The organism is Exiguobacterium sp. s181 (assembly GCF_018617125.1).
Taxonomy (GTDB): Bacteria; Bacillota; Bacilli; order Exiguobacteriales; family Exiguobacteriaceae; genus Exiguobacterium; species Exiguobacterium profundum.
The window spans coordinates 203,296-216,952 of sequence record NZ_JACSJM010000002.1; the positions used below are offsets into that span (position 1 = coordinate 203,296).

Below are 13,657 nucleotides of genomic sequence, written 5' to 3' on the forward strand. Positions count from 1 at the left end.
TCTTTAACGAAGAAGGCTCAAACACTCGGCACATCCGAGTTTTGGGCCTTTTTGCACAGGAGGCGTTATATATGGAAAAATTACCAATCCTTCCTTTGCGAGGAGTCGTCGTATATCCGCTCATCGGTGTGACCATCGATGTCGGACGCCCGTTATCCCTTCGGGCGCTCCTTGCCGCAAAGGAGCATGAAACAGATTTGATTGTCGTGACGCAGAAAGAAACAGGGAACGAGTCACCGGAACCGGAAGACTTATACATGGTTGGAACACGTGTCCACATTGCGAAGATGAGTGAACTGTCGAACGAGACGATTCGGGTTCGGATCGTCGGGAAAGAGCGTGTCCGTGTCGACTCGATTGAATCGACAGATGAAGGATGGTTCGCCAACGTCGAACCACTTGAACTTGCTGAAGGAGAAGAAGTCGAACGTACGGCACTCGTCCGTCTGTTGAAAGAGCAGTTCGGAAAACTTGTCGCAAACATCAAGGGCATGTCGCCAGATGAGCGTCGTCGTTTCGAGATGTATGAGCGGCTTGAATCGCTCACGGACTATATCACGTCGAAACTTGATGTCGACGTCGAACTTCGCCAAGCGATGCTTGAAGAAGCAGATGCGGTCAAACGAGGGCTTGAACTGCTTGAAATCATCGCACATGAGGTCGAAGTGATCGAACTCGAGCAAGAGATGCGCGAGCGGACGAAGAAGTCGATTGAGCAGTCACAGCGCGAGTATTACTTACGAGAACAAATGAAGACGATTCAACAAGAGCTCGGTGACCAGACGCAAGAGTCAGAACCGAACCGCCTTCGTGAGAAGTTAGAGGCGCTCGACTTGCCAGAGACGACGCGGAAGAACGTCATGCGTGAAGCGGAACGATTGAACGTCGTGCCGCAGACGTCTCCAGAGTATGCGGTCATCCGTAACTACCTCGACTGGGTCACTTCTCTTCCATGGGGCATTGAGACGGAAGACAAGCTTGACGTGAAACATGCGGCAGACGTCCTTGACGATGACCATTACGGCTTGGAGTCGGTCAAAGACCGAATCCTCGAATACCTGGCCGTCCGTCAGTTGACGAACTCGCTTCGTGGACCAATCCTCTGTCTCGCCGGACCTCCAGGGGTCGGGAAGACGTCGCTCGCCCGCTCCATCGCGTCGGCGCTTGAACGTCACTTCGTTCGCGTCTCGCTCGGAGGGGTTCGTGATGAGGCGGAAATCCGCGGGCACCGTCGTACGTATATCGGTGCGATGCCAGGACGAATCATCCGTGGGTTGAAGCAAGCGGAAAGCAAAAATCCGGTCTTCTTGCTCGATGAGATCGACAAGATGGCTTCTGACTTCAGAGGAGACCCGGCGTCCGCGATGTTAGAAGTGCTCGACCCGGAGCAAAACGTCTCCTTCTCGGACCACTACATCGAAGAACCGTTCGATTTGTCGAACGTCCTCTTTATCGCGACAGCGAACGATGTCTCGCAAATTCCAGCACCGCTCCTTGACCGGATGGAACTCATTCAAATCGGTGGGTATACGGAGCTTGAGAAAGTTGAAATCGCGAAGCGTCACTTAGTGCCGAAACAGTTAAAAGAGCACGGATTGAAGAAGAGCCAATTGACGATCAAAGAAGATGCGCTCTATGAAGTCGTACGCCGCTACACACGTGAAGCGGGTGTCCGAAACTTAGAACGCGTCATCGGTTCGCTCTGCCGTAAAGCAGCAAAACAAATCGCAATCGGTGAGAAGAAACGGGTCACGATTTCGAAGAAAGCCATCATCACGTATCTCGGGAAGCCGAAGTATCGCTACGGAAAAGGGGAGACCGAGGACTCCATCGGTGCGGTGACAGGCCTTGCCTACACGGCGTTTGGTGGCGACACGCTCACAATCGAAGTGGCGCTCGCTCCAGGGAAAGGCAAACTTCAGTTGACGGGGAAACTCGGTGATGTGATGCAGGAGTCGGCACAAACAGCATATAGCTATGTCCGTGCAAACGCAGAGCGGTTCGGGATTGACCCGACATTCTATGAGCGACAAGACATTCACATTCACGTGCCAGAGGGTGCCGTGCCAAAAGACGGACCGTCGGCCGGAATCACCATTGCGACGGCCTTGATTTCCGCATTGACCGGGAAGAAAGTCCATCGTGATGTCGGGATGACAGGTGAGATCACACTCCGTGGACGTGTCTTGCCGATCGGCGGATTGAAAGAAAAAGCGCTCGCTGCTCATCGGGCCGGGTTGACGACCATCGTCATTCCGAAAGATAATGAGCGAGACATCGATGATATTCAAGAGACGGTTCGTGAGAAATTGACGTTCGTTCCCGTGACGACACTCGATGAAGTACTAGATGTAGCATTTGGAGGAAATTAAATGAAGATCAACAAAGCAGAGTTCGTGACGAGTGCCGTCGCGCCAGACCATTACCCGGTCCATGACTTGCCGGAAGTGGCACTTGCCGGGCGGTCGAACGTCGGGAAATCGTCGTTCATCAATAAGATTTGCCAACGGAAGGCGCTCGCACGGACGTCTTCGAAACCAGGGAAGACACAGACCCTTAACTTCTTCAACATCAATGATGAGATCATGTTCGTTGACGTTCCGGGATACGGATATGCGAAAGTATCGAAGACGGAACGTGAGAAGTGGGGCGTCATGATGGAACAGTATTTGACGAGTCAAGAGGCGCTTCGCGGCGTCGTCTTACTCGTCGATATCCGTCATGATCCGACGGGTGACGATGTGACGATGTACAACTTCTTGAAATATTATGAGATTCCGGTCATCGTTGTGGCGACGAAACTCGATAAAATCAAGAAGAGTCAGCGTCAAAAACATGAGGCGGCGGTGAAACGCAAGCTTCAATTCGATCCATCTGACCGTTTTGTCGCCTTCTCAGCCGAGACGGCAGAAGGAAAAGACGAGGCGTGGAAAGCGATTTACGCACTCATCACAGAAGGCGAATAAGGAGAAGGCGGAGGGATTCCTTCGCCTTTTTGTTTTTGTCAGCCCGCAAGCGGGTAATTATCGTATAATCATAGTTAGTACATAGTCATCATTGTAAACGAGGTGGAGAAATGCAACGCATGTTTGAAAACAAATGGTATCGCGCCCTCTTTTGGACGCTGACCATCTTTTTAGTCATTTGGGTCGGGACACAGATCTCATTCGTGTTTGAACCGATTCAAGTTATTTTGGCACTCGTCACGGTTCCGCTTATTGTGGCCGGACTCTTCTTTTATTTTCTGGTCGGGATTGTCGATTTCTTAGAGAAACGCTTAAAAGGGAAGAGAACGCTAGCTGTAGCCATCACACTGATCGGACTCGTGCTTATTTTTACACTTGTCTTCAGTATTCTCGGACCGGTTTTAGGCGAACAAATCACGTCGCTCGTCAACTCTATGCCGAGTATCGCAAAAGAACTTCAGAAACAGGCGTTCGCTGTCCGTGACACGTTGCTACAAAATGAGTTCTTTGCACGCTTCATGGCAGAAAATGACGAGATGTTCCGTAACTTGACGACGAACATCACGTCGTACTTAGGTGATCTGTTCGGAAATATCGCCTCGTCATTTGGGCAAGTCGTTGGTTTCGTGACGTCAGCGGTTATCACGATTGTCGTCATCCCGTTCATGCTCCTTTATATGTTACTCGACGGGAAACGTTTACCAGACGCTATCGTCAAACTCTTACCCTCGAGCTATGAGAAAGAGACGCGTCACATCTTGCATGACATGCACGAGACGGTGCGGAGCTACGTCAACGCTCAGTTGCTCGTCGCATTTTTCGTTGGAATCACGTCACTGATTGGTCTCTGGATCGTCGGTGTAGATTATGCCATCTTGCTCGCACTCTTCATGATGGTAACAAATATCATCCCTTACGTTGGACCGTTCCTAGGGGCTGCACCGGCAGTGGTCGTGGCATTCATTCAAGATCCGATCAAGGTATTATGGGTCATCGTTGTCATCATCGTCGTGCAACAAATTGAGTCGAACGTCATCTCGCCACTCATTCAAGGAAAGTCGTTAAAAGTACACCCGCTCACGATTATCATCGTCTTGCTCGTGGCAGGAAATTTGGCCGGTATCATCGGAATGCTCATCGCTGTACCGTTTTATGCGGTCGCCAAAACGGTTGTCCAGAATATCGTTCGCATCTATAAATTACGAGAACGAGAACATTATTTGGACAAAGAGGAACCTGAGAGTTCGATCATCACGGACCCGAACTCGCCAAATCTATAAGAAGAAAGGGTAGGAATGGAGTTTCGCCATTTCTACTTCTTTTTGTCACAAAAAGTTCTTATTTTATTTCGGGAAAATCAAACAGAAGATTATAGTTACCAGATAAGAACTGTTATAATGTACGGTAGAGATTGAAATAAAGAAGAGATAACCGTCGGTGGATTTTAGATGAGGGGAAGAGATACATGCATATTGTCGTCGTTGGACTAAATAACAAGACAGCCCCTGTCGCGATTCGGGAGCAGTTCTCGTTTGGGGAGCAAGAAATCGTGGATGCGATGATTGCACTTCGCGAAGAGAAGAGCATTTTCGAGTCGGTTATTTTGTCTACGTGTAACCGGACAGAGCTGTACGTCGTGACAGATCAACTCCATACTGGACGTTATTACACGAAACGTTTCTTGGCGAACTGGTTCAACTTAGAGATGGAGCAGTTCACACCATACTTGTCGATTCGAGAAGGGGAAGAGGCGATTCGCCACTTGTTCCGTGTCACGTCGGGACTCGACTCGATGATCATCGGGGAAACACAAATTTTAGGTCAAGTGAAGACGAGTTTCTTCCGTGCCCAGGAGCATGGAACGACAGGAACGGTCTTCAATAAATTATTCAAAGAAGCGGTTACACTCGCCAAGCGCGCCCATACGGACACGCAAATTGGGGAAATGTCTGTATCGGTCAGTTCGGCTGCCGTGACGCTCGCACAAGAGATGTATCAACAGCTTGAAGACAAACAAGTCGTCGTCGTCGGAGCCGGTGAGACGGGTGAATTGACGACACTCAACTTATTTGAAGCTGGTGCGAAACAAATCGCTGTCTTCAACCGGACGGAGAGCAAAGCAAAAGCTGTAGCGGATAAGTTCAAAGGCCGTGCCCATTCGATTCGTGAGATCGCATGTGGATTACTTGATGCAGATATTTTGATTAGTTCGACCGGGGCGAAGGATGCCGTCATTGGATACGACGATGTAGCGGCTGCACAGTTGCTGCGCCGCGAACGTCCGCTTCTTCTCATTGACATCGCTGTGCCGCGAGATATCGATCCAGCGGTCGCGACACTTCCGGGTGTGCATTTGTTCGATGTCGATGATTTGAACGGAATCGTAAACAAAAATCTTGAAGCGCGTCTCGTCGAGGCTGAAAAGATTGAAATGAAAATCGATGAAGCCATTCAAGAGTTCCAAACATGGCTCATCACGCTTGGTGTCGTGCCAATCATGAACGAGTTGCGTGCTCGTGCCCTTGATATTCAAGAAGACACGATGACGAGTCTTGAGCGTAAGCTCGACCATTTATCAGCACGAGACAAGAAAGTCATCGGGAAGCACATGAAGTCGATCATCAATCAAATGCTTCGTGACCCGATTGACTACATTAAAGATGCAGCGGCTCAACCGGACGCGAACGTTCGAATCGCTCAATTCATCGAGACGTTCGGACTTGATGTCGAGTTGCCGGAACAATCTGTAGACGAAGTGGAAGAAACAGATGCCACTTCTGCCAAAGCACCACTTCGCGCATTGATGCGCTAACAAGACAAAAAGGCGACGCGTGTCGCCTTTTTCTATGAAGGAGAGATTGAACATGCGGAAAATCATTGTCGGTTCACGCCGTTCCCAACTCGCCATGACTCAAACAAAATGGGTCATCGAGCAGTTGAAGCAAGCTGGAGCAAAGAACGAGTTCGAGATTAAAGAAATCGTGACGAAAGGTGACCAAATCGTCGACGTGCAATTGTCGAAAGTCGGTGGGAAAGGGTTGTTCGTCAAAGAGATTCAACAACAGATGCTCGATGGGGACATCGATTTCGCCGTACACAGCATGAAAGACGTTCCGGCCGAACTACCAGAAGAACTCTATATTAGCTGTATGCCGAAACGTGTCGATGCGCGTGACGTCCTCATCTGTGAGAACGGCTACACGTTCGAGACGCTTCCAAAAGGTTCGATTGTCGGAACGAGCTCACTCCGTCGTGGTGCTCAAATCTTGGCAGCCCGTCCTGACCTTGAGATTCAATGGATTCGTGGAAACATCGACACGCGTCTGAAGAAGTTAGACGCCGAGAACTACAATGCCATCTTGCTCGCGAAAGCCGGACTTGAACGGATGGGGTGGACAGATCGTGTCGACTTCGAAGCGCTTGACCCGGACGTCATGGTACCTGCTGTCGGCCAGGGCGTACTCGCCATCGAGAGCCGCAAGGACGACGCAGAAGTGACGGCAGTGCTTCAATTGTTGCATGATGAAGTGACAGCGAAAGCGGCTACAGCGGAGCGTACTTTCTTAAAAGCGATTGAAGGAAGTTGTCACGTACCGGTCGGCGGTTATGCGACGGTCGACGGTGACGATGTGACACTGACAGGTCTCATCGCGTCAGTGGACGGGAAAGAAGTGCTCCGTGTGACGAAGACGTCAACGGACGGAATCGCACTCGGAATGGACGTAGCAGAAGAATTGCTCGGTCGTGGCGGGCGTGAAATCCTCGCCTCGGTCAATGAGTGACGTTTGGTATACGGGAACGAAACGAATGACCGCTTCGCAACGGGCACGGCTCGAGGCGAGCGGTCTTTCCGTTCATCATGTCCCGCTCATTCAGACGAGAGAGACGCATACATCGCCACCCGTGGAACGATTCGATTGGCTCGTCGTGACGAGTCAAAACGCGGTGCAAGCCCTTCGGAATCTGACGCGTGACGTCAAGGTCGCCGCTGTCGGGGAGAAGACGAAGCGGGCGCTTGAAGCGGAGGGCTTTACCGTCTCGCTCATGCCGGAGACGTATACGGGTGAGGCGCTTTTTGAGCAGTTATCTGACGTTGTTTCGACCGATGATGTCGTCTTGTTTGCACGTGGCAATTTGGCGAACACGTCCCATATGTCGATGCTGCCTTGCGTGTATGACTGGGTCGTCTATGAGACGATTCCAATCCGATTGACCTCGGACCAACAACAACAACTCGAGACGGTGAAGGCGTTACTCGTCTTGAGTCCGTCGGCCGTCGATGCGCTCACACCATACTTGTCCCACTTCAACGGGACGTGGTACGCCATTGGCGAAGTGACCGAACGCGCTGTCCGACAAGTGTCGACGTTACCGGTACGAGTGCCAGAATGTTATACTATGGATGCATTAATACAGTGTGTAGGGGAGGATTTTTCATGAACCAGTTTGACCGTCACCGTCGTCTTCGCTCATCGAAGTCGATGCGTGCCCTCGTACGTGAAAATCATGTTCGAAAAGAAGATTTGATTTACCCGCTCTTCATCATTGAAGGGACTAACATTAAACGTGAAGTCAGCTCGATGCCTGGCGTCTTCAATTATTCACTTGACCGACTCGAAGAAGAGATTAAAGAAATCGTCGACCTCGGTCTCCAATCTGTGCTCTTGTTCGGTGTGCCGGAACATAAAGACCCAGAAGGCAGTGAAGCGTATCATGACCACGGCATCGTCCAAGAAGCGATTCGTAAAGTGAAGGAGTGGGCGCCACAGCTCACGGTCATCGCCGATACGTGCCTTTGTGAGTACACGTCGACAGGTCACTGTGGTCTCGTGAAGGATGGGGACGTCGATAACGACGCATCACTTCCACTTCACGTCCAGACAGCCATTACGCAAGCACAAGCGGGTGCCGATGTCATCGCACCGAGCTCGATGATGGATGGATTCGTCGCAGCTATCCGTGAAGGTCTCGACCAAAACGGATTCAGTCACATTCCAATCATGAGCTACGGCGTCAAATATGCGTCTGCGTATTACGGACCGTTCCGTGACGCAGCCCAATCGGCTCCTGGTGAAGGCGACCGTAAAGGGTATCAGATGGACCCGGCGAACCGTCGTGAGGCGTTCCGTGAGTCACAATCGGACGTGGAACAAGGTGCCGACTTCATGATCGTCAAACCGGCTCTCGCGTTCATGGACATCATCCGTGACATGCGCGACTCACTCGATATGCCGATCGTGGCATATAACGTGAGCGGAGAGTATGCGATGATCAAAGCCGCGTCACTCAACGACTGGGTCGACGAAGAACGCATCGTCATGGAGACAATGGTCGGATTCAAACGTGCCGGTGCTGATCTCATCGTCACGTATTTCGCAAAAGACGTCTGTCGCTATTTGGAAGGAGACTACGCATGACATACAATCAAACGCGCTCACAAGAAGCGTTCGAACAAGCCCGTCCTCTCATGCCAGGCGGTGTCAACAGCCCGGTCCGTGCCTACAAATCGGTCGGGATGACGCCAATCTTCGCCGAACGCGGTGAAGGCTCACGCGTCTATGACATCGACGGCAACGAATATATCGATTACGTCCTCTCATGGGGACCACTCATCCTCGGTCACCGCGACCCGGTCGTCACGAAAGCGATCCAAGAACAAGCTGAAAAAGGCTGGACGTTCGGGACACCGACCGAGCTTGAGACGAAGATGGCAGAACTCGTCATCGATCGTGTCCCATCTATCGAGATGGTCCGTATGGTCAACTCAGGAACGGAAGCGACGATGGCGGCACTTCGCCTCGCACGCGGCTACACAGGGAAGACGAAGATTTTGAAGTTCGAAGGATGCTACCACGGACACGGGGACTCGCTTCTCATCAAAGCCGGGTCTGGTGTCGCGACGCTCGGTCTCCCGGACTCTCCAGGCGTACCGAAAGAACTCGCAAGCCATACGCTCACGGTTCCGTACAATGACTTGGACGCAGTCCGCGTCGCCTTTGAGAAATACGGAGACGACCTCGCTGGTGTCATCGTCGAACCGGCCGCAGGAAACATGGGCTTCGTGCCACCACAACCAGGATTCCTCGAAGGACTCCGCGAGATCACGGAACAAAACGGCGCGCTTCTCATCTTTGATGAGGTCATGACGGGCTTCCGTGTCGGGTACAACTGTGCACAAGGGTACTTCGGTGTCACACCGGACCTCACATGTCTCGGGAAAGTCATCGGCGGCGGACTTCCGGTCGGCGCTTACGGTGGGAAACGTGAAATCATGGAACAGATTGCACCACAAGGTCCAATCTATCAAGCTGGGACGCTCTCGGGTAACCCACTTGCGATGATTGCCGGTTACACGACACTCTCGCAACTCAAACCGGAGCACTACGCCGAGTTCGAGCGTAAAGCAGACCGTCTCGCGGAAGGCTTCACGCAAGCAGGCGAGAAATACAACATCCCACACGACACGAACCGCGCTGGCTCGATGTTCGGTTTCTTCTTCACGAACGAGAAAGTGACGAACTTCGAGAAAGCGAAGTCGGCAAACCTCGAGATGTTCCGCTCGTACTATCAGAAGATGGCGGCGCGCGGCGTCTTCTTGCCACCGTCACAGTTCGAAGGATTGTTCCTCTCGACGGCTCATACGGACGAGGATATCGAGAAGACGATCGCAGCGGTCGAGGCGACGTTCAAGGAGCTTCAAGAAGAGTTTTCACTCTAATCTTGACTGCTGACGTTTCTGTCGCTACAATTATTTAACAGATATGATGAATTGCATTGATGAGGAGTAGTACGCATCCTCCATTCCTTTTAGAGACGCGACCGCTTGGTGAAAGGTTGCGAGGGATGGACGCGGAAGTCGCCTCGGAGCTGACTTTCTGAATGGAGTAGGAAAGTTCGGTCCATCGACCGTTATTCGATTTTGAGGGCGCCACTTGTTGGCGAACTAAGGTGGTACCGCGGAAGATCACGGCTTCTTTCGTCCTTAGCGTATAGGACGAGAGAAGCCGTTTTTGTGTTCACCAATAACATAGAGGAGGCGCCACACATGGCCCATGAGACAAATGAAATCACCATGCCGACGAAGTACGACCCAAGTGCGACGGAGTCAAAATGGTACGACTACTGGTTAGAGAACGATGTATTTAAAGCAGACGAGGACGATTCGAAACAACCGTACACGATTGTCATCCCACCACCGAACGTTACCGGGAAACTTCACCTCGGTCACGCCTGGGACACGACGCTCCAAGATTTGTTGACACGCCTCAAGCGTATGCAAGGCTATGACGTGCTCTGGCTCCCAGGGATGGACCACGCTGGGATTGCGACACAAGCGAAAGTCGAGCAAAAGCTCCGTGAAGAAGGCGTGATGCGTTACGACATCGGACGTGAAAAGTTCCTCGAGAAGACGTGGGAATGGAAAGACGAGTATGCGAAGACGATTCGCGACCAATGGTCAAAACTTGGTCTCGGTCTCGATTACTCACGTGAGCGCTTCACACTCGACGAAGGGCTCTCAAAAGCCGTTCAAGAAGTATTCGTCCGTCTTTACGAAAATGGCTTGATTTACCGTGGCGAATACATCGTCAACTGGGACCCGGCTCAAAAGACGGCCGTTTCAGATATCGAGGTCATCTATCAAGAAGTCGAGGGTGCGTTCTATCACATGAAGTATCCCCTCGCTGACGGTTCAGGTCATATCGAAATCGCGACGACACGTCCTGAGACGATGCTCGGTGATACGGCGGTTGCCGTCAACCCGAAAGATGAGCGTTACACACACCTCATCGGCAAGACGATCATGCTTCCAGTCATGAACCGCGAGATTCCAATCGTTGCAGACGACTATGTCGACATGGAGTTCGGTACAGGTTGCGTGAAGATCACGCCAGCACACGACCCGAACGACTTTGAAATCGGAAACCGCCACGAGCTTCCACGCATCCTCGTCATGGATGAAGGCGGGAAGATGAACGAGAACGCAGGCAAGTACGAAGGGCTCGACCGCTTCGAATGCCGCAAGCAACTCGTGAAAGACCTTGAGGCGGACGGCACACTCGTGAAGATTGAGCCGCACACGCACTCGGTTGGTCACTCAGAGCGTTCAGGCGCAGTCATCGAGCCATACCTTTCGAAACAATGGTTTGTTGACATGGAGCCACTCGCGAAAGCGGCACTCGAGGCACAAGGAAACGACGACACGAAAGTCAACTTCGTCCCAGAACGCTTCGAAGGCACGTACCTCCGTTGGATGGAGAACATCCGCGACTGGTGTATCAGTCGTCAACTTTGGTGGGGCCACCGCATCCCGGCTTGGTACCATAACGAGACAGGAGAAGTGTATGTAGGGAAAGAAGCGCCAGCGGACAGTGAGAACTGGACACAAGACGAAGACGTCCTCGACACATGGTTCTCGTCAGCACTTTGGCCGTTCTCAACAATGGGCTGGCCGGATGCGGACGCACCGGACTTCAACCGTTACTTCCCGACGAGCGCGCTCGTTACAGGATACGACATCATCTTCTTCTGGGTATCACGGATGATCTTCCAATCACTCGAGTTCACAGGGAAGCAACCGTTTAATGATGTCCTCATCCACGGTCTCATCCGTGACTCGGAAGGACGCAAGATGTCGAAATCTCTCGGTAATGGTGTTGACCCGATGGAAGTCATCGACCAATACGGAGCGGATTCACTCCGTTGGTTCCTCCTCACAGGTTCGACACCAGGGAACGACCTTCGTTTCTATTGGGAGAAGATCGAGTCGACATGGAACTTCACGAACAAGATTTGGAACGCAAGCCGTTTCGCACTCATGAACATGGATGGTCTTAAAGTCGAAGACATCGACCTCACAGGTGAGAAGACGCTTGCTGACAAGTGGATCTTGACGCGCTTGAACGACACAATCGACCAAGTGACACGCCTCGTCGACAAGTACGAGTTCGGTGAAGCCGGTCGTTACTTGTACAACTTCATTTGGGAAGAGTTCTGTAACTGGTACATCGAGATGGCGAAACTCACGTTGTACGGTGAGGACGAAGCAGCGAAGCACACGACCCGTTCGGTCCTCGCACATACGCTCGATTCGATCATGCGTCTCATGCATCCGTTCATGCCGTTCCTTACAGAAGAAATTTGGCAACACTTGCCGCACGAAGGCGATTCAATCGTTCGTGCAAGCTACCCGACGCGTCGTGACGACCTTCACTTCGCCGATTCGGTTCCAGCGTTTGAAGCTGTGATGAACGTCATCCGCTCGGTTCGTAACATCCGTGCCGAAGTGAACGCACCGATGTCTAAACCGATTCAGCTCTTCATCTCGACGAGCGACGATGCGACACAAGGTTACTTGAGCGCGAATGAAATGACGATCGGCAAGTTCACGAATGCGACAGAGCTTGAAATCGGACGTGGCCTCACGGCTCCGGACAAGTCGATGTCCGCGATCATGACGGGAGCGGAGCTCTTCATCCCGCTCGCAGACCTCATCAACTTCGAAGAAGAAATCGCCCGTCTTGAAAAAGAAGTGGCGAAGTATGAAAAAGAAGTCGAGCGCGTGCAGAAGAAACTCGGAAACCAAGGTTTCATCGCCAAGGCACCGGCTCACGTCATCGACGAAGAGAAAGCAAAAGAAAAAGACTACCTCGACAAGCGTGACGCGGTCCGCGCCCGTTTGGAAGAGTTGCGTAAGTAAGACACACCTTCTTTGGAGATTGATTCTCTGAAGAAGGTTTTTTTGTGTTTTGGTAGAATTTGAAGAGATAGACGTAGAAAAGGGGATATGAGATGAGACGAATCGGAATAGTATGTGTTCTTATGTTGGGACTGGCTGGATGTACACCGTCAGAAGAGACGAAGGCTGTGGAGAAGGCGGGTGTGGAAGAGGTAGAACAGGAGGGAGTGATCGATGAATCGCAATTCCCCGACGTAGACGTGACGGGGACGACGATTGCCGAAGTACAACCAGGCACGGAACGGGTCTCAGACGCGGTCGTGGAACAAATCACCCTTCAATATGAAGATGGCTCGACAAGACACTTGTCGAAGGATCACATTATAACGGAGACGATGGTCGGGGGGATCGGTTTAGTTGCGATGACCGTCCCTGACCGTGAGAACCCGTTTGGCGTATTCATTCATGATGAAAGAAATGGATGGGCGCAGCGTGGCATGCAACGTTTTGGGATTCCGGAGACATCATCAGCGTTCGCTCACGGATTAGATCTTCCTAATAAAGAGATGGAGGCCATCAGCGCTGATTATTCAGGTAGCGATTGGCCGGTGAAGCTTTGGACGTTATATGATGAGACACGCCTCATCAGTATCATTGCGACGGATTCTTTCACTGAAGTAGAAGGGGAGATGTCGGAACAGCCAGAACCGTATGTATTGGAGCAATCATACGGGAACGGTTTATACTATTTAACCCAAGGCAAACTGATTATCGTGACAGGAAATATCTCGGAAGAAGAGTTGTTGGCACTCGCTGATTCGTTACCGGAGCCTTCGTCTGTATCGTTTCCTTTTCGGGATTCAGAATAATATTAAGACCCGAGCGTCAAGAGCGACGTTCGGGTCGTTTGTTGAAAAGCCACAAGGCGATGACTCCAATCGTCAATAGCATTGAAATCTAAGTGTAGAGCGGGGTCGTAAAACCGATTCGAAACAGGTGGACGATATATGTAAAA

Annotated in this window: 10 protein-coding genes and 1 other annotated feature; all 10 genes read left to right on the forward strand. The window is 51.5% G+C overall.

From position 1 onward, the window contains the following. The first annotated feature begins 71 nt into the window (after positions 1-71). The 10 genes from lon to KNO70_RS07385 all read left to right on the forward strand — a co-directional run bounded on the left by lon (position 72) and on the right by KNO70_RS07385 (position 13,511). Complete coding sequence (gene lon / locus KNO70_RS07340) at positions 72-2,372, forward strand: endopeptidase La (RefSeq protein WP_214811691.1); 2,301 nt, start codon at positions 72-74, stop codon at positions 2,370-2,372. Beyond that, on the forward strand, positions 2,373-2,966 hold the full coding sequence (yihA, locus tag KNO70_RS07345) for a ribosome biogenesis GTP-binding protein YihA/YsxC (RefSeq protein WP_214811727.1): 594 nt from the start codon (positions 2,373-2,375) through the stop codon (positions 2,964-2,966). Between the two features lie 110 nt (positions 2,967-3,076). Continuing rightward, positions 3,077-4,246, forward strand: coding sequence for an AI-2E family transporter (locus tag KNO70_RS07350; protein WP_214684742.1), 1,170 nt, complete (start codon positions 3,077-3,079; stop codon positions 4,244-4,246). Positions 4,247-4,431: 185 nt separating this feature from the next. Next, on the forward strand, positions 4,432-5,778 hold the full coding sequence (gene hemA, locus KNO70_RS07355) for a glutamyl-tRNA reductase (RefSeq protein ID WP_214811741.1): 1,347 nt from the start codon (positions 4,432-4,434) through the stop codon (positions 5,776-5,778). A gap of 52 nt (positions 5,779-5,830) precedes the next feature. After that, positions 5,831-6,748: a hydroxymethylbilane synthase gene (hemC, locus tag KNO70_RS07360; protein ID WP_214811745.1), complete on the forward strand. Its 918-nt coding sequence runs from the start codon at positions 5,831-5,833 to the stop codon at positions 6,746-6,748. 25 nt (positions 6,749-6,773) lie between these two features. Continuing rightward, complete coding sequence (locus KNO70_RS07365) at positions 6,774-7,406, forward strand: uroporphyrinogen-III synthase (RefSeq protein WP_214811748.1); 633 nt, start codon at positions 6,774-6,776, stop codon at positions 7,404-7,406. After that, complete coding sequence (hemB, locus tag KNO70_RS07370; RefSeq protein WP_074037524.1) at positions 7,403-8,383, forward strand: porphobilinogen synthase; 981 nt, start codon at positions 7,403-7,405, stop codon at positions 8,381-8,383. Before KNO70_RS07365 ends, hemB begins: the two co-directional genes overlap by 4 nt. Beyond that, positions 8,380-9,684: a glutamate-1-semialdehyde 2,1-aminomutase gene (gene hemL / locus KNO70_RS07375; protein ID WP_031421390.1), complete on the forward strand. Its 1,305-nt coding sequence runs from the start codon at positions 8,380-8,382 to the stop codon at positions 9,682-9,684. Before hemB ends, hemL begins: the two co-directional genes overlap by 4 nt. A 47-nt stretch (positions 9,685-9,731) precedes the next feature. Then, positions 9,732-9,953, forward strand: a binding site (T-box leader). A 58-nt stretch (positions 9,954-10,011) separates the two neighbouring features. Continuing rightward, positions 10,012-12,663 carry a valine--tRNA ligase gene (locus tag KNO70_RS07380; protein ID WP_214811763.1) on the forward strand — a complete coding sequence of 884 codons (2,652 nt, stop codon included), beginning with the start codon at positions 10,012-10,014 and terminating at the stop codon, positions 12,661-12,663. Between the two features lie 92 nt (positions 12,664-12,755). After that, complete coding sequence (locus KNO70_RS07385; RefSeq protein ID WP_078146540.1) at positions 12,756-13,511, forward strand: hypothetical protein; 756 nt, start codon at positions 12,756-12,758, stop codon at positions 13,509-13,511. Positions 13,512-13,657: the final 146 nt, after the last annotated feature.

Bases quoted from the DNA above. Each gene is read 5' to 3' on its own strand.
- lon (WP_214811691.1), top strand. From the start codon at position 72: ATGGAAAAATTACCAATCCTTCCTTTGCGAGGAGTCGTCGTATATCCG.
- yihA (WP_214811727.1), top strand. From the start codon at position 2,373: ATGAAGATCAACAAAGCAGAGTTCGTGACGAGTGCCGTCGCGCCAGAC.
- KNO70_RS07350 (WP_214684742.1), top strand. From the start codon at position 3,077: ATGCAACGCATGTTTGAAAACAAATGGTATCGCGCCCTCTTTTGGACG.
- hemA (WP_214811741.1), top strand. From the start codon at position 4,432: ATGCATATTGTCGTCGTTGGACTAAATAACAAGACAGCCCCTGTCGCG.
- hemC (WP_214811745.1), top strand. From the start codon at position 5,831: ATGCGGAAAATCATTGTCGGTTCACGCCGTTCCCAACTCGCCATGACT.
- KNO70_RS07365 (WP_214811748.1), top strand. From the start codon at position 6,774: ATGACCGCTTCGCAACGGGCACGGCTCGAGGCGAGCGGTCTTTCCGTT.
- hemB (WP_074037524.1), top strand. From the start codon at position 7,403: ATGAACCAGTTTGACCGTCACCGTCGTCTTCGCTCATCGAAGTCGATG.
- hemL (WP_031421390.1), top strand. From the start codon at position 8,380: ATGACATACAATCAAACGCGCTCACAAGAAGCGTTCGAACAAGCCCGT.
- KNO70_RS07380 (WP_214811763.1), top strand. From the start codon at position 10,012: ATGGCCCATGAGACAAATGAAATCACCATGCCGACGAAGTACGACCCA.
- KNO70_RS07385 (WP_078146540.1), top strand. From the start codon at position 12,756: ATGAGACGAATCGGAATAGTATGTGTTCTTATGTTGGGACTGGCTGGA.